The sequence below is a fragment of the Actinoplanes teichomyceticus ATCC 31121 genome (genome assembly GCF_003711105.1).
GTDB lineage: Bacteria > Actinomycetota > Actinomycetes > Mycobacteriales > Micromonosporaceae > Actinoplanes > Actinoplanes teichomyceticus.
In genome coordinates this window covers 2,759,245-2,775,077 of the sequence record NZ_CP023865.1, presented here as the reverse complement: position 1 = coordinate 2,775,077, position 15,833 = coordinate 2,759,245, and the positions used below count along the sequence as shown (strand labels likewise).

The following is a 15,833-nucleotide window of genomic DNA, read 5'->3' as shown; positions in this document are numbered from 1 at the left end:
CCGCCGCCGGCCGTTGGTTCCCGTCATCGCCAGCCGTCCCGCAGCCGCGCGGACCGTTCCCGGCTGGTGCGCATCTCAGCCCGCAGCAGGCGCTGAACCGGATCGGTCAGCCGGTGGGCGAGCGCGTCGAGGTGCTCGCGCCGGAACAGCTTGATCAGCCTGTGCAGCTGCCGGTCGTCGAGACGCCCCAGCAGGGCGTCGACATGTCGCGGCTCCAGCCGTTGGAACAGCGTGTCCAGGTCCGGCGCCGGTGTCGCCGCGCGCGGTGCCGCGGATGTCGCCGCTTCACCGCGGGCCGCGGGGGCCGGCCCGCCGGCCCGCTGAGCCGGTGCCGCCGTCGGGTGCGCGGTCCGCGCGAGCGGGGCCGGGGCGCGCTGCACCACCGACAACGGCGCGCTCGAGCGGCCCCCCAGGGGCACCGGCGAACCGGTCGGGATCGGACGGCCGGCGCTCCGCAGGCTCTGCGGCGCGGCGCCGGCGACAAGCTCCGGGTGTTGCTCCCCGTTCCGGATGCGGGCGGGCACGACGGGAAGACCCCGATCAAGTACGTGCGTCGAGCGCGCTACCACCGGTGCGGTCGCGGCGGCGAGGGCGGAGGGTGAACCGGTGGACCGCGGGCCGGCCGGTTCGACCAGCTCGGCGCGCGGCCGTACGGAAGTCGCTCCGTCGCCGTGCATACGCGGTCCGCCGGCGAGCGGCGACCCGCTCCCGGTCCGCAGCACCCCGGTGGAAGATGTCCTCGCCCCGGCCTGCGGGAGCGGCCCGCCGGTGCGGGACGGACCCGGGCGGACCGTAGCGGAGCGCGGGGTGGCCCGGTATGCCGTTCCGGTCCGCGCCGCCACCGCATCGCCACCGGGCGATGACGTTCGCCCGCCGCCGGCTGCCGGTGCCCGGCCAGCGGGTCGTGGCTCTGCGGGCAACGGGGACCGGGTGACGTCGCCCGGTACCACCGATCGGATCACCGGATGCCACTCCGACCGCTGTGCTGGGGTGTCGCGCCGCTGCGGGCCCGCCGCCGGGGCCGGAGAAGCGAGCGACCCGCGCGTGGCGCGCTGCGAAGCCGGCGCCTCCGGTGGGGCAGGCGGCACCGCACGTTGCGCCGGGAAGGCCGGCGTCACCACCGGCTGCACCGGCGAGGCGGGCGTCACCGCGCGTTGCACCGGCGAGGCGGGCGTCACCGCGCGTTGCACCGGCGAGGCGGGCGTCACCGCGCGTTGCACCGGCGAGGCGGGCGGCACCGCCGGGCGCACCGGCGGCGTCGGCATGACCGCACGCTGGACGAACGCCGGATCCGGCCGGGCACCGTCGCCGGGCCCGCTGTCGAGCGAGGAGGCACGAGCGGCGGGTGGCGCCAGGGACATCGACGGCGGCGGCACGGACAGCGGGGCACCGAGGCCGGCGCGGCGGACCCGGCCGGAGTCCGGCGAAACCCGCGGCGGTACGACGGGGGGCCGGGCGCTGTCGCCCGGCGCCGGCTCGGCAGCCCGCCGATCGGCGGGTGCCGCGTGGACCGCGGCCGCGCCGTGCCCGCTCGCCGCCCCACCGGGCGCGGCACCGGCCGCCGCATCGGGAAGCCGGTCCGGCGAGCCGGCCGACCGGGATCCGGCCTGCCCGTCAGCCGCGGTCGCATCGGCCGAGCCCGGCAACGGGCTGCGCTGCACCGGGCGGGCGGAGACCACCGGCGGCGTGACCGGGCCACCGGACGTCGCGGGGGTACCGGGGGGTCCCGGCTCACCCGAGCCGGCGGCACCGGCAGGGGTGACCGGACCACCGGAGGTGGTCGCGTCACCCGGCGTTGCGGAACCGCCAGGCGATGCTGGGCCCCCGCGCCGGCCCGGGCCACCGGACGTCGCGGAGCCTGCCGGCCGCGTTCCGGGCGTGCCCGGACCGCCGGACCGCACCACAGGTGACACCGGGCGGCCGCCCCTGGAGGACGCCGGATCCGGCGATTCTGTTGTGGGCGACACCGGTCCCACGGACCGTGCCACCGGTGACGCCGCATCGCTGGGGGGAGCCGCCGCACGTGAGCCGGAGCCCGGTTCCGCGGCGTGCTGACCCACCACGGGGGCCCGGTCACCGCCCGCGACCGGCGGTGAATCCGTGCCGGCCCGGGATGTCACCACCGGATTCGCCCGGTCGCCGTCGGCCGGACGGCCGGATCGCGGCGCCGGACCGGGCCGCTGCGCGTGCGGGCGGGCGGGGCGGATCGTGCCGCGAGCTGGACGGTCCGGATCCACCGGACCGAAGCGCGCTGTCGGCGGCACACCCTGGATCGGCTCGCCGAGCCCCACGGGCCGCGCCCGCGGCACCGGAGGCGTCTGTGCCGAGCGCTGAACCACATCCGCGTCCACCGGCGGCGGAACAGCCGGCTGCGGCAGGGGCATGTCCACCGTACGCTGCGGGGGGGCCGCGGGCGATTCCGCGCTGCGCGCCGCGGCCCGCATCGCGTCGGCCGGCCCGGGGCGTTCGACAGCCTGTCGGTGCGCCGGCCGGTCGGGCCGGGCCGCCTGCGCGTCCGGTCCGTCGGAGCCCGCGCCGGCCGCGGGCACACCACCGAGGGAGTCCGAGCCACCCCGGCCCGCGCCGCTGGAAGCCGCTTCCCCGGCCACCGGCGGGGTCGGCGCGGCACTCCGGGGAGCCGCCGGCCGGGGTCGGACGGGCAACCGCCGGGCCGGCTCGGCCGGCCGCGCGGACACCAGCGACCGCCCTCGCGTGGCGGTGCGCGCGGGCACGGCCGTCCGCGCGGAACGAGCCGCCGGGCCGGACGCCGCCGCACCCGGCGAGCCGGACCGGGACGGGGTCGAACCGGGCGAAGTCACACCGGGCGCGGCCGAGCCGGGCGACGACGCGGGACCCTCGGGGGCCACCGGACCGGTGGGCGAGATCTCGGGGCTCTCGGTGGACGGCGCGCGGTGCACGAACGGGGGGCCGGCTGCCGTGCGGGACCGGGGCACGCCGGCCGGGCGCAGCAGATCACGAACCACCCCGACCGGTGCCTGCGGGTCACGGCGCGGCTCGAATGCCGTACGGAAAGAGGGGTCTTGTCTGGTGCTGAGACCCGCCGTGAACCGATCGCCGTCACTGAGCAGGTCGATCTGCCGAGCCGCCAGCACCGGACGTAGCGGCGGCAGTGCCGGCCAACCCGGGTCGGCGGCGGCCGGATCCGCGTTCACCGGACCGGTCGCCGCGGTCGCCTGCCCGGCCTCGGAGGGCACGGCCCGCGGCCCGCGCCGCCGCAGCCTGTCCCATACCGCCATGGTGCTATCGAACCTCGTTCATCCTGGTGTTGATCCGCGCGATCTCCTCCACCCAGCGGACACGCTCGGCGTGGGTGAGGTCGAGGATTTCCGGCCGCGGCCAGTGGAAGTGGTAGGCGACGTACGCGACCTCCTCGTGGAGCCGGTCGGCCCCGTACGTCACGATTCCCCCAGGCGGCTGCCGGCCAGGTCGACGTCGAAGGAGGTCTCACAGTTCGGGCAGGTCACCTCGGCGAGGGTGTGCCCCTCCGCGTTGATCCGCCGGTACAGGTCCTGCAGGAATGCCAGGTCGGAGGCGAACAGCCGCTCGATCGTCTCGGTCCGGATCGTGGTGATCGTGCCGATCCGGGTCACGACCAGGCTGAGCAGCACCACCGACAGGTACGCGGGGTTCTGCTTGACCCGCACGTCGATCAGCGGGGCCAGTTCGTCGCGGGCGGTGGCCAGCCGCATCGTGCCGTCGCGGTGAACCATGCCGTCCTCGTCGACGTACCCGCGCGGGAGCTGGAAGGTGAACTCGGTCTGCAGCCGTGGTGGCGCCGGAACCACCGGCGCCGCCACCTGCTCCGCCGTGAGGGTGTCGAGATCTCCGCCGGAGACGCTGCGCCGTCTCATGAGGTGCTGATGTCCTCGTACACCACGGTGACCTTCTCGGTCGCGGCGGTCGAGTCGCCGGCCTTGAGGCTCGGGCCCTCCCACTTGTTGACCCACGCGTTGGTCAGCTCGAAGCGCCGGCCTTCCTGGCGCTGCGAGTCGTTGATGATGATGCTGATGTGCCGCCGGGCGTCGTCGACCGCGCCGTTCAGGAACGTCTTCTTGATCCAGTCGGTGAACGCGCTGCTCTTGTCGAGACCGCGGGTGATGGTGCACTCGCCGCCCTTGCGCGCGCCCGGGATCTTGCGGATGACCAGCTCGCCGGTCGGGGTGACCTGCTGGACCTCGATGGCGTCCAGTTCGAACGTCAGCCCGCTGACCTCCTGCACGTACTCGACCTGGATGCCGCCCAGCTCGATGGAGAAACTGTGGACGATGAGGGTATCGCCACCGGCCATGTTCGCCGCCTTTCGTTACTACTCGTTGACGAGACTGGTGCTGTCGGAGAACTGCGAAAGCCGGAAGACCACGAACTCGGCCGGCTTGACCGGGCAGATGCCGATCTCACACACGACCTGCCCCCGGTCGATGACCTCGGGCGGGTTCGTCTCGCTGTCGCACTTGACGTAGAAAGCGTCGGCGGCGGTGGCGCCGAACAGCGCGCCGCGACGCCACTCCTCGGTCAGGAACGCGCCGATGTTGCGCCGGATCGTGCCCCAGAGCCGCTGATCGTTCGGCTCGAAGACGATCCACTGGGTGCCGAGGAGGATCGACTCCTCGATGTAGTTGAAGAGGCGGCGCACGGGCACGTACCGCCAGGCCGGGTCGGACGAGAGGGTACGCGCGCCCCAGACCCGGACCCCACGGCCCGGGAACGCCCGGATGCAGTTGACCCCGATCGGGTTGAGCAGGTCCTGCTCGCCCTTGGTGACGTTGTTCTGCACCTCGACGACGCCGCGCAGCACCTCGTTGGCCGGGGCCTTGTGCACGCCGCGCTCGTTGTCGGTCCGCGACCAGAGCCCGGCCACGTGACCGCTGGGCGGCATGACCACATTGCGGCCGCCGGCCGGGTCGAAGACCTTGACCCACGGGTAGTACAGGGCGGCGAACTTCGAGTCGTAGCCGGCCGTCTCCTGCCGCCAGACGCGCACCTGCTGCGCACTGAGGTCCGGCGGGGTGTCCAGGATCGCCAGCCGGTCACCCATCTGCTCGCAGTGCGAGATGAGCGCGAGCTGCGCCGCCTTGACCTCCTCCAGGCTGAGCGCGCCCTGCTGGTACGCCGCCATCAGGTCGGGCGCCGCCACCATGGTGATCTCGTCGATCGCCTCCAGGCCGCCCAGGCCGGAGCGGGTGTCGAGGTCGCCGGCGAACTCGTCGACCGACAGGCCGGCCGGGACGACATCCGTGCCCGGGGCCGGGGTGGCCAGGGTGACCGTCTGGTTGGCCGGGCGGGCCAGCGAATTGGCCGAGGCGGCCTCCTCCAGCACGATCAGCTTCGAGTGCTCACGGACCTGGTTGACCACGTTGTTGTCGGAGCGGCGGCGGAACGAGCCCTGGAAGACCTCGGCCTGCTGGCCGGCCTGGTGCACGATCAGCCGGAACTGGTCCTCCCCGGCGCCCTCGCCGTCCGGGTCGGCGATCTCGACGGTGACCTCACCGCCGGACGCGGAACCGGACAGCGCCGCGGCCCGGAAGGTGCCGATCCTGGCCGGGGCACCGTTCGGCAGCGCCTTCTGGCCGTTGCCGCTCGTGCCGCCGGTGGCCGGTGCGCCGACCCGGACGACGTACGCGACGCCGCCGCCGTTGGCGAAGTAGCCGTAGACCGAGTTGGCCAGGTAGGTGCCATCGACCATGCCACCGAACACCTGGACGTACTGGCTCCAGTTGGTGACGAGCGTCGGCGTGTGGAAGGGGCCCTTCTCCGCGAACCCCACGAATGCCGCCACGGCGGTGCCGACGCCCTCGATGGGACGCGAACCGCTCGGCGCCTCCTCCACGTAGACGCCGGGAGACAGGTACGTCGGCATGCGGAACCCCTTCAAACCCGTAATGGTGGACGCTGCCAGCCTCGCCGGGCGGCCGCGTCGTGCCAAGGTCCGTCAGGGCGTCTCGGGGGGCAGAAAGCCTGCCCGAGTGGCTACCCGTGGCGGTGGCGGTCGCGGTGTTGACTGGCGGGATGCAGTACGGACGAAGCGCGGCCAGGCAGGAACCCCGGCGGACCACGGAGCCGGCGGGCGCCCGAAGCGGGCCTGGTCCGGACCGGACGGGGCCGGGGAAGGAACCACCGGCCGCGGTGTCCGGCCCCGGCCGGGTGCTGGCCCTGCAGCGGGCGATCGGCAACCGCGCGGTCGGGCAGCTCCTGGCCCGACAGGTGCACGAACACGGTGCGGGCTGCACGGACGAGGTCGCCGAGACCGGTGCGAGCGACCGGATCGACGAGGTGCTGAGCGGTGCGGGCCGGCCGCTGGAAGCACCGTTCCAGCGGGAGATGGAGTCGGCGTTCCAGGCGGACCTGTCGGGTGTGCGAGAGTTCCGTGGCCCGGCCGCCGCCCGCGCCGCCGCGGCGGTGAACGCGAGCGCGTTCACCATCGGGCAGGACATCGTCTACGGCTCCGGCGGCGACAACAGGCAGACCCGGATCCACGAGCTCACCCACGTCGTCAAGCCGATCACCCAGGTCGGCTCCACCGTGGGCGGGGTGGGCGTGACCGACCCGGGCGGCGCCGGCGAACGCGAGGCGGAGGCCAACGCGCGGCAGATCGCCGCCGGGCGCGACAGCCTGGTCACCGGGGAGCGGGCCGGCGCCGGCACGCCGGCGCTCGCGCGAGCCGTCGAGCACGCGACCTACAACGACGGCGACGCGGACCGGCAGAAGGCGGCCAAGGACTTCTTCGACGCGATCGACGCGAAGACCCAGGACGCCTACACCTTCGTGCTGAGCGTTCCGTCGCTCGGGGCGTACGCCAACCTGGACGGGCGGACAGCCCTGTGGACACGGTTGTGGGACGACTACCTCGAAACCGGGAGCACGCAGGGGATGGCGGCCGCGTTCGGTTACGTGATCGAGACCCTGGTCAGCAACCCCACTTCCGACTTCAGCGTCAAGGCCGGCGGCGGTTACTCGATCGCGACGCAGGTGACCAAGGGCGGCACCCGCCCCGACCTGGTCCTGGTCAAGGACGGCGGCCACGTCGCGTGGGCCGACCTCACCGCGTCCCAGAGTCAGGGTCACATCTTCGCCAAGGACCGCTGGGACAAGCACGTCGCCATCTTCGCCGAGGTGACCTACCCGTCCCTCCTGCCTGCCACCCTGCTGACCATGAAGGGCAACAAGGACAACACCGGTGGCCTCAGCCAAGCGGAGCTCGATGCGAGGAAGGCGGCCGCGACAGCGAAGTACCAGGCGATGAAGGCCAACTGGATCAACATCGGCAAGGACCTGCAGAAGAGCAAGTTGAACAGCGAGGTCCGCGCGACCGGACTGACCAAGGACCTGCAGGAGCTGCAACCGGAGAGACTCCAGGAATTCATCACCGGCAAGATCAGGCAGATGTTCTCGCTACCGGCCGGCTACGACCTGCCCATGTCGCAGGTCCCGAACATCCTGGCCGCCATGGACGTGGGTCCCAAGACGTGGGGCTTCTGGACCGAGAGCGCGAGTGTCGGAGCGGGCGAGGCGTGGCTCACCGACCAGGGGATCGGTGCCGTGTGAGGGCCTGGCCCGGCGTGAGCGGCAGCGTCGGCAGGCCGGGCCCGCCGGTAACACGACGACCTGGTCGAGCGACCGCGGATCGCGGTTCCGCAGCCGCGAGTTCGTCCACGCCCGGTCGACCGCGACCCCGCCACGCTCATGAGCCCGTGGGTGGAGATCCGGATGCTGGACCTAACGGCCTGGCCGGCTCGTCGACGGCGGTCAGCCGGTCGGCAACAGGCGGCCCATCTTGCGGTACTCGCGCTCGGCGGCGGCCACCAGGTGGGCCATCGTCACCGGGCCGCCGGCCACCGCCGCGAGATATCCGGCGCTGACCGCGCACGCCCGGATCGCCCCGCCCGAGAGCTCGTAGACCCGGGCGCAGCGGTCCAGGTCGACGTCGTCGGCCCGGGGCAGCTCGTCGCCGAGGCAGTGGTCCCACAGGGAACGCCGCTGGGCCTGGTCGGGCACCGGGAAATCGACGATGACGTCGAGCCTGCGGATGAACGCCTCGTCCAGGTTGGCCCGCAGGTTCGTGGTCAGGATGGCGATACCGTCGAACGACTCCATCCGCTGCAGCAGGTAGGCGCTCTCCATGTTGGCGTACCGGTCGTGCGCGTCGCTCACCTCGGAACGCTTGCCGAAGATGGCGTCCGCCTCGTCGAAAAGCAGCACCCCGTTGACCCCGGCGGCCTCGGTGAAGATGCGCTCCAGGTTCTTCTCGGTCTGGCCGACGTACTTGTCCACCACCGTCGACAGATCCACGATGTACAGGTCGAGACCGAGGTCCGCGGCGACGACCTCGGCGGACATGGTCTTGCCGGTGCCCGAGTCGCCGGCGAACAGCCCGGTCACGCCGCGGCCCCGGCCACCGCCCGGCCGCAGCCGCCAGCCGCCCAGTACCTGTTCGCGGTGCCGGACCCGGTCGGTCAGGTCCCGCAGCTGCCGCCCGACGTCCTCGGGCACCACGAGATCCGTCCAGCCGACACCGGGCTCCACCCGGCGGGCCAGCTGTTCCAGGCCGGCCGCGTTCTGGCTGCGCACCCCGATCCGGATGTGCCCGGCGCCGACGCGATCCGCGCCATCGAGCAACGCCTGCTGGGCGGCGACCGTAGCGGCCTGTCGCGCCTGCGGCGCGGTCAAGGTGTACGGCGACAGCTCCCGCGCCACGTCCACGTCCGCCGCGACCCGCGCACCCGTCCCGTCGAGCGCGGCGTGCCACAGCTGCGCCCGCCGCCCGGCGCCGAACCGCGGCGCGGCCACCAGCACGGGGGTGTGCCCGGCCCAGAGCGGATCCCAGCGTGACCGGCCGGTCAGCACGACCGGCACCGTCGCGTCGAGAAGACCCTGCAGGACGTTCAGGCTCGCCGGGTCGACCGGTCCGGCGACCAGCCCGGCGCCGGCCAGCCGGGCCTCACGGACCGCGGCCGCGACCGTCTCCGCGGGCGCCGGATCCCCGGCCACCGCGTCCAGGTCCAGGCGAAACGCCGGGCGTCCCACTCCGGCCAGCGCGGACGCCGCGAGGTCCTCGGCCGCGCCCCCGGCCGGGTCGTGCACGTAGCCGAGCCGGTGTCCGGCACGGATGGCGGCCGCCAGCCCGGCCGCGCCGGCCGGCTCCCAGCCGGGCTCGGGGACCGGCCGCAGCACGCGGCTCACCCGCGGATCGGGCCGGTCGTCACCGAGCAGATGCGCGGTCACCCGGTCCGGTACCCGCAAGGTACGGGTCAGAAACGGCCGGTCGGCGTCCTCGACCAGCAGCAGGCCCCCGTCGACGAGGGGGCACCCGGCGCTGAGGCGGGCGCGGGCCGTGCCGAGGAAGGACGGGACGCCGCACAGCTCGATGGCCAGCCCGACGGTGGCCCGCGGACGGGTCACGTCGTCGTTGAGGTAGCCGTACAGCTTCTCGTACCGGCGATCCAGGTCCGGCAGCAGCGCGGTCAGCAGGAGCTCGGTATCCAGGGTCAGCAGGTCGAACTCGCGGGCGAGGTGACGCAGCGGCACGCGTACCCCGGCCTGCTCGGCGCGGTCGGCGACCGCCTCGGCGGCCTGCTGCGCCTCCCGGTCGACGAGGTCCGGCAGCGGGCCGGCGTCCGGATCCTCGATCAGCCGCCGGGCCGCGGCACCGGAGATGTGCAGGCCGCGCAGCGGATCGCCGGGTTCCGGATCGGTGGCCTGCCGGAGCGCGACCGCCTGACGCACGCGCTGCTCCACGAGCGAGAGCCGGACACCGAGGTACTCGACGCCGGTCAGTGCGGTGTCGTCGACCGCGCCGTCGACCGTGGGCGCGCTCATCGCCGAGGCCCGACCGGCCGGCTGCCGCCACCTCGCCGGCGGCGCTCGGCCGGCAGCTCACGTTCCCGTGGCACGCCCAGCGCGGCTGCCGGGTCCTCGGCCGGGACGTCCGGCAGGTTGAGCCGCCGGGACTCGTCCGCGCCGGTGTACGCGTCGCTCGCGTGCAGCCGCAGCCCGTCGGTGACGGCCGCGGCGGCCCGCACCCGGCTGCCCGCCAGCGGGGCGAGCACGACCAGGTCGAGCGAGGGCTTCAGGTTGCCGCCGACCGCCGTCCAGATGTCCGCGAGACCCCGGTCCCGGACCGGCGGCACGGCGATCGACATGGAGACCGGCAGGCCGAGCCCGGCCAGTGTCCCGGTCAGCCGCGCGGGCGGCAGAACGTCATGCCGGACCAGCCCCGCCAGCAGGATCGACAGGATGCGGTGCTCGTCCTGCGGCCGACTGGTCCACGCCGTGACCAGGTAGGACAGGGAGAAGTAGCGCGGCGCGTCGTGCTCGGCCACCACCGCTCCGTCCTCGTCGTACTCGACCGCCGAACCCTCCTGCCGCAACGACATGTCCTCCTGGATGTCGTAGAGGAACAGGTTCACCGTCGGAGCGGTGCGCCGCGCCGTCCACTCCTTGGTCGGCGCGTCGAACGCCACCTGGATGTCCGTGCCCGGCAGGGTGTCCTCGCTCAGCAGCGCGAGCAGCGCCGCGTCCACCTCGTCGATCACTTGCGCAGCACCAGCCCCGGTGGCTGCTGCGCCGGTGCGACGACCCGGAAGTCGGCGGTCACCGCGGGGAAGCCGTTCCCGGTCGCGACCGCCTTGCGCGGGCCGAGCGCGTCCTTCCAGAGCACCAGCAGTTGCGCGTCGAACGTGCCCTCGGCGTCCGGCACCGCCGGGTTCGCCGCCACGGTGACCCCGGTGTCCCAGGCCAGCCGCACCGGCACACCGGGCGGGAAGTCCTGGCCGCGGATGATGGTGACGAAGCCGGGCGGCCCGATCTCCGGGATGGCCTCGATGCGCGGTTGCAGCACCCGCAGCGGCGCGCTCACCTGCCGGGCGACGACCGTGTCCGCGGTGACCGTCCCTCGTACGGTCGTGGTGGTCTTCCGTTGCGGGACCAGCACGAAGGTGAGCTGACGGGCCGCGCCCGGGGGCAGGTCGCCGATCCGGCAGACGGTCGCGTCGCAGTTCGCCGGCCGGGTGACGACCGGGATGCCGGTGGGCAGCCTGGGCTGGATGGTGACACCGGTGGCGGTGCCGCCGCCGACGTTGCGAACGGTGTAGCGCACCGTCGTCCGGTGGCCCACCCAGGTGGGCGTCGGGGTGATCACCACGCTGACCTGCAGCAGGGGCGGCATCGGCGGCGCGGGCGGCACCACCGGCACGCTGGGTGACACACTCGGTGACGCGCTCGGGGAGATGCTGGGCGACGGCGACGGTGGCGCGTCGGCCACCAGCCGGACCTCGGCGGTGTTGTCGCCCGGGGCGGCGTCGGCGAGCCAGCCCCCGGCCGTCCAGCGCAGGGTCGCGGTGGCCGCTCCGGTGGCGGTCACCGTGACTCGCACCCGGACCGTGCCGCCGATGCCGGGCGTACCCAGGTCGCAGGTGAGGGCGGTGACGTCGCAGACGCCGGCGCCGGCCTCCAGGGCGGTGACCCGGAAGCCCTCCGGCACCTCCAGGTCCACGTGCACCCCGTGGGCGGTGACCGGACCGTTGTCGGTGACCGACAGCGTCAGGGTGGTGCTCTTCCCGGCCGTGAACCTCTGCGGCGGTTGCACCACCGCGGTCTCGAGGTCGCTGGCGCGCTGCCAGGCCGGCCACCGGTGCCGTCCGGGGATCTCCCAGGTCAGGCCGTCACGGACGCCGCTGGCCAGGTCGTACGTTTTGACGTAGTCCGCCTCGGTGGCGGCGGCGTAGCGCCGCCCCGCGTGCGCCAGCCGCGCACTGTCCGGCGACCAGTCCACATCCCGGGGATGGTGCGGCCCGTCGTCCGGCGCGATCAGCGCGCCGCCGCAGGCGCTGCCCGCCGGCACCAGCACCTGGCAGTTGCCGCCGTACAGGTCGGTGGCGAGCATGCCGTCCGGCGCCCGGCCGAAGGCGATCCGGTTGCCGTCCGGCGCGAAGCCCACGCCGTAGTCGGAGCGGCCCGCGCCGCCCGAGGCCGCGGTGATGTCGGTTCCGGTGCCCGAACCGTCGGCGGCGGCGAGCCGGACGTGGCTGTTCGCGGCCCGCCCCTCGGTCTGCCCGCGGGCGAACGCCAGCGTGCCGCTGTCGGGTGACCAGGCCGGCTGGGTGTCGCCCACCGGGTCGGTGCTGGTGGGCAGCGCGGCCCCCAGGGCGCCGGTCTCCGCGTTCACCACCACGATCCGTGCCGGGGCGCCCGGCGTGCGCAGCGAGTAGGCGATCCTCGTACCGTCCGGCGACCAGACCGCCTCGGTCTCCGAGCCGGTGGCGGTCCGCTCCGCGAGTTCCAGGCGTCGCGCCCCGGCGCCGTCCGCCCCGACCACCCAGAGCCGCGCGACCCGGTTCGGGCCCTCGGTCTCGAACCGGCTGATCAGGATGTGCTGCCCGTCCGGCGAGTACGACGGCCGGGACGTCCACGGATCGCCGTTGACCGGGTTCCACAGCCGGTCGGGGTTCGCGGCGGCGCCCGGGTCCTCGCGGAGCACGGTCACGCCGAGATCGCGCGGGTCGACGGCGTCCGGCCGGATGTCGCAGAGGTCGGCGGTGTACCGGTCCGCCGCGGTGGTCCGGGTGATCAGCAGTCGCTCGCCGGCGCCGTCCGGGTTGTACCAGCCGGGCGTGCCGATCGAGCGGTCCTGGTCGTACCGCAGCTGCGCGACGCAGGCGCAGCCGTCGTCGCGGGGCTCGCCGCTGTAGAGCAGGTCGACGTCGCCCAGCGCGCCGGCGGGCTGGGTGCTGCGGCTGATGAAGGCGACCGTGACGCCGTCCGGGGACCACGCGGGCTGCCGGCTCTCCCAGGCCGCGTTGAGCATCAACCGGTCATTGGTGCCGTCCCGGGCGATGATGTGCACCTTGCGGTCGGTCACGCTGGCCGGCGCGGCGGTGTAGGCGATCAGGTTACGGCTCGCGACGGGATTCCACGACGGCTCGCCCGCGCCGCCCTCGATGTTGGTGACGTACCGGGCCTCGCCGCCGGCGGTCGGGATGCACCACACCTGCGTGACGGCCGAGCCGCGCTTGCCCTCGAAGGCGATCTCGGTGCCGTCCGGCGACCAGGACGGCCAGTAGTTGTCCCCGGTGCCGTCGGTGACCCGCCGAGGTTGGCCGCCCGAGACCGGCACCACGTAGATGTCGCGGGCGCTGCCCTGGCCCTCACGGGTCATCGCGTAGGCGACCCGCGTGCCGTCCGGGGAGATCACCGGGTGCCCGGCCACCTGGGCGGTGTCCGAGGTGAGCTGCACCGGAGCGCCGGCGCCCACCCGCACCCACACCTGCGCCAGGCGGGACGTGCGGCGGCTCACCCAGGTCACCGTGGCGCCGCGAGCCGACGCCTCGTCGTCGAAGTGCTGCACGGTCGTGGCGAACAGCGGGTCCGAGACCGCGTCGGCGCCGCTGCCGGAGACAACACCGATGGACCGGTGCGCCGTGCCGACATAGGCCACTCGCAGGTCGGCGGCGGCCGGCGGCGGATCGTCGGGCGCGGCATCCGCCTCACCGGCGACGACCGCCCACACGCCCGGCGCCGCGACGAGCACGGCCACGGCGAGGGCCATGTGGACCAGAGACTTACGCACGTGAAGGCCCCTCAGGAAGACAGGCGGGACTTCATCCTCGGCGAAACACCCCGGTACCCGCACCGGGCAACGGGGCATTCCCGGGGGCAGGATGTGTGCCCTCAGATCAGGTCGTGCCGGAGCGCGTATGCCACCGCGTGCGCCCGGTTGCGCAGCTGCAGCCGGGTGGTGACCTCGTGCAGCACGTTCTTCACCGTACGCTCCGAATAGGACAGCTGGGAGGCGATCTCGCGGGTCTCCAATCCGTCGGCGACCAGGCGCAGCACGTCGACCTCGCGGGTGGTCAGCCCGCGCAGGGTGAGGCCGCGCGGGTGCAGCACCTCACGCTGGAGCCGGCCCATCTGCTCCAGCAGCCGGCCCAGCAGGTCGCCCGGCACGCTGCCCTCGCCGCGGGCCGCGCCGACCAACACCTGCACGAGCCTCGCGCTCGACACCTCGGAGCGGCGGACCACGCCGACGACGCCGCACTCGACCGCACGCGACAGCTGGGCGTCGTCCAGGGTGGACGAGATCAGCACCAGCCGACTCGGACCGCGACGCAGCTCACGCAGAGTGGCGAAGGTCTCCTCGGTCACGGCATCCGGGACGACCACGGTGACCGAGGCGGACTCCCGTTCCGTCTCGCCGACGACGCGGACCTCCGCGCTCCCCGAGAGATGGCTCTTCATGCCCAGCAGCGTGATCGGATCCGTGGCCTGGACATATACCGGCACCCGTTGCATGATCGATTCCTCCTTCGCCGTGCCGCCGACATCCTGCTCCGATCCGCTTAGCAAGTACTTAACGGACGGTGAGCCCGGGGCGCGGCAGCCCGGACGGGCAGCAGGTCTGCCCGCGCCGGTTCCCGCACGGCCCTACTGTGGTTCGGATCGATCTCTACGCTCAGCGACATGCGCGCATCGGCGAATCTGGGGACCGAGTACGTCTCCCTGGCCCCCGGCTCGACAGCGACGGTCCCGGTCACCGTTCGTAACACCGGCGACACTGTGGAGGCCTATCGGATCGAGGTGCTCGGCGAGCCCGCGGAATGGGCCCACGTCGAGCCAGCGGAGATCAACCTCTACCCGGCGGGTAGCGAGACCGTGACGGTGACCTTTGCCCCTCCGCGGTCCCCCCGCGTCCCGGCCGGCGAGCGGCCGTTCGGCGTGCGGATCGTGCCGTCGGAGCACCCGGACGCCACCGTGGTGCAGGAGGGCGTGCTCGCGATCGAGCCGTTCCAGGAGGTCGCGGCCCTGCTGCAGCCGGGCTCGCAGTCCGGCCTCCGCCAGGGCCGATACCGCGTCGACACCGACAACCACGGCAACGTCGCGGAGGAGCTGACCTTCGCCGCCGCCGACGGGACCGACCAGGTCACGTTCGCGCTCCAGCCGGCGGCCATGACCGTCGGGAACGGCACCCGGGCAGAGACACGCTTGACCGTACGGGCCCGCCGCTGGCACTGGTGGGGCCCGCCCCGCGAGTCCCCGTTCACCGTGGAGATACGGCCTGAGCACGGCCGGGTCCTTACGCTGGAGGGCGTCTTCGTCCAGAAGCCGGTGATCTCGGCTGGACTGCTCAAACTGCTGGCCGCCCTGCTCACGCTCCTGCTGGCGCTGCTCGCCCTCTGGTTCGGCCTGGTCCGGCCAGCGGTGAAGTCGGCGGCGAAGGAAGCAGTCGACCAGAACACCGCGCGGCAGCAGCAGGCCGCCGCGGAGAACGAGCTCGCCACCACCCCGCCGGACCCGACCCCCACCGCGGCCGCCACCTCCGCCGCACCCGGCTCCGGCAGCGCGGGCCGGACGGACAGCGGCACGGCGGAGGGCGGCGGCAGCGGCGCCACGGGCAGCGGCCAGGGCCAGCAGTTCTCCGCCGCCATCTCGTTCCGGACGAACAAGGCGGGCTCCGCCGAGCGCAGCTTCACCGTTCCGCCGAGGCGGACCTTCCTGCTCACCGACTTCCTGGTGGACAACGTCCAGGGCGACGAGGGCACGCTGCGGGTGACCGCCAACGGCGTCCCGGTCGTGACGTACGCGCTGGAGAACTTCCGCAACCAGGACTACCACTCGGTCACCCCGATCCGGGTGCCGGCCGGCGCGAGGGTGAGCATGCTGGTGACCTGCCGGACGCCGGGCACCCCGGCCAACGCCAGCCGGGCGACCCAGTGCCGCGAGTCGCTCTACCTCAACGGCCTGATGGTCAGGACCGCGGCGCCCGCCGCGTCGAACTGACGTCCCACCCACGTGAGCGGCCCGCGTTCCCTCCGGAACGCGGG

At 73.9% G+C, this 15,833-nt stretch carries 11 protein-coding genes; 2 read left to right on the top strand and 9 right to left on the bottom strand.

From position 1 onward, the window contains the following. Nucleotides 1-23 precede the first annotated feature (23 nt). From ACTEI_RS12430 to ACTEI_RS12410, 5 genes are all read right to left on the bottom strand, one after another. A complete protein-coding gene (locus ACTEI_RS12430) occupies nt 24-419 on the bottom strand; it encodes a hypothetical protein (protein ID WP_145830863.1) in 396 nt (131 codons plus the stop codon). A 2,842-nt stretch (nt 420-3,261) separates the two neighbouring features. Beyond that, nucleotides 3,262-3,420 carry a DUF6760 family protein gene (locus tag ACTEI_RS36910; RefSeq protein WP_164465924.1) on the bottom strand — a complete coding sequence of 53 codons (159 nt, stop codon included), beginning with the start codon at nt 3,418-3,420 and terminating at the stop codon, nt 3,262-3,264. Then, on the bottom strand, nt 3,417-3,872 hold the full coding sequence (locus tag ACTEI_RS12420) for a hypothetical protein (protein ID WP_122977797.1): 456 nt from the start codon (nt 3,870-3,872) through the stop codon (nt 3,417-3,419). The genes ACTEI_RS36910 and ACTEI_RS12420 overlap by 4 nt, the downstream gene beginning before the upstream one ends. Further along, nucleotides 3,869-4,309, bottom strand: coding sequence for a phage tail protein (locus ACTEI_RS12415; RefSeq protein WP_122977796.1), 441 nt, complete (start codon nt 4,307-4,309; stop codon nt 3,869-3,871). The genes ACTEI_RS12420 and ACTEI_RS12415 overlap by 4 nt, the downstream gene beginning before the upstream one ends. Before the next feature lie 18 nt (nt 4,310-4,327). Then, the gene (locus ACTEI_RS12410) at nt 4,328-5,878 is read right to left on the bottom strand and encodes a phage tail sheath family protein (protein ID WP_122977795.1); all 1,551 of its coding nucleotides are present in this window, start codon (nt 5,876-5,878) and stop codon (nt 4,328-4,330) included. A 266-nt stretch (nt 5,879-6,144) separates the two neighbouring features. On the opposite strand from ACTEI_RS12410, the gene ACTEI_RS12405 reads away from it, so the two are divergent. Continuing rightward, on the top strand, nt 6,145-7,563 hold the full coding sequence (locus ACTEI_RS12405; protein WP_164465923.1) for an eCIS core domain-containing protein: 1,419 nt from the start codon (nt 6,145-6,147) through the stop codon (nt 7,561-7,563). Nucleotides 7,564-7,764: 201 nt separating this feature from the next. Here the strand turns inward: ACTEI_RS12405 and ACTEI_RS12400 are convergent, their stop codons facing one another. The 4 genes from ACTEI_RS12400 to ACTEI_RS12385 all read right to left on the bottom strand — a co-directional run bounded on the left by ACTEI_RS12400 (nt 7,765) and on the right by ACTEI_RS12385 (nt 14,304). After that, a complete protein-coding gene (locus ACTEI_RS12400) occupies nt 7,765-9,834 on the bottom strand; it encodes an ATP-binding protein (RefSeq protein ID WP_122977793.1) in 2,070 nt (689 codons plus the stop codon). After that, the gene (locus tag ACTEI_RS12395) at nt 9,831-10,550 is read right to left on the bottom strand and encodes a Pvc16 family protein (protein ID WP_122977792.1); all 720 of its coding nucleotides are present in this window, start codon (nt 10,548-10,550) and stop codon (nt 9,831-9,833) included. Before ACTEI_RS12395 ends, ACTEI_RS12400 begins: the two co-directional genes overlap by 4 nt. Further along, nucleotides 10,547-13,582 carry a DUF11 domain-containing protein gene (locus ACTEI_RS12390; protein ID WP_164465922.1) on the bottom strand — a complete coding sequence of 1,012 codons (3,036 nt, stop codon included), beginning with the start codon at nt 13,580-13,582 and terminating at the stop codon, nt 10,547-10,549. The genes ACTEI_RS12395 and ACTEI_RS12390 overlap by 4 nt, the downstream gene beginning before the upstream one ends. Nucleotides 13,583-13,683: 101 nt before the next feature. Next, nucleotides 13,684-14,304: a helix-turn-helix transcriptional regulator gene (locus ACTEI_RS12385; protein ID WP_122977790.1), complete on the bottom strand. Its 621-nt coding sequence runs from the start codon at nt 14,302-14,304 to the stop codon at nt 13,684-13,686. A gap of 168 nt (nt 14,305-14,472) precedes the next feature. Between ACTEI_RS12385 and ACTEI_RS12380 the strand changes: the two genes are divergently transcribed. Then, on the top strand, nt 14,473-15,789 hold the full coding sequence (locus ACTEI_RS12380) for a COG1470 family protein (RefSeq protein WP_122977789.1): 1,317 nt from the start codon (nt 14,473-14,475) through the stop codon (nt 15,787-15,789). Nucleotides 15,790-15,833: the final 44 nt, after the last annotated feature.

What these genes read in the sequence shown, in the direction of transcription:
- ACTEI_RS12420 (WP_122977797.1), bottom strand. Translation starts at nt 3,872, where the DNA reads ATGAGACGGCGCAGCGTCTCCGGCGGAGATCTCGACACCCTCACGGCG.
- ACTEI_RS12415 (WP_122977796.1), bottom strand. Translation starts at nt 4,309, where the DNA reads ATGGCCGGTGGCGATACCCTCATCGTCCACAGTTTCTCCATCGAGCTG.
- ACTEI_RS12410 (WP_122977795.1), bottom strand. Translation starts at nt 5,878, where the DNA reads ATGCCGACGTACCTGTCTCCCGGCGTCTACGTGGAGGAGGCGCCGAGC.
- ACTEI_RS12400 (WP_122977793.1), bottom strand. Translation starts at nt 9,834, where the DNA reads ATGAGCGCGCCCACGGTCGACGGCGCGGTCGACGACACCGCACTGACC.
- ACTEI_RS12385 (WP_122977790.1), bottom strand. Translation starts at nt 14,304, where the DNA reads ATGCAACGGGTGCCGGTATATGTCCAGGCCACGGATCCGATCACGCTG.
- ACTEI_RS12380 (WP_122977789.1), top strand. Translation starts at nt 14,473, where the DNA reads ATGCGCGCATCGGCGAATCTGGGGACCGAGTACGTCTCCCTGGCCCCC.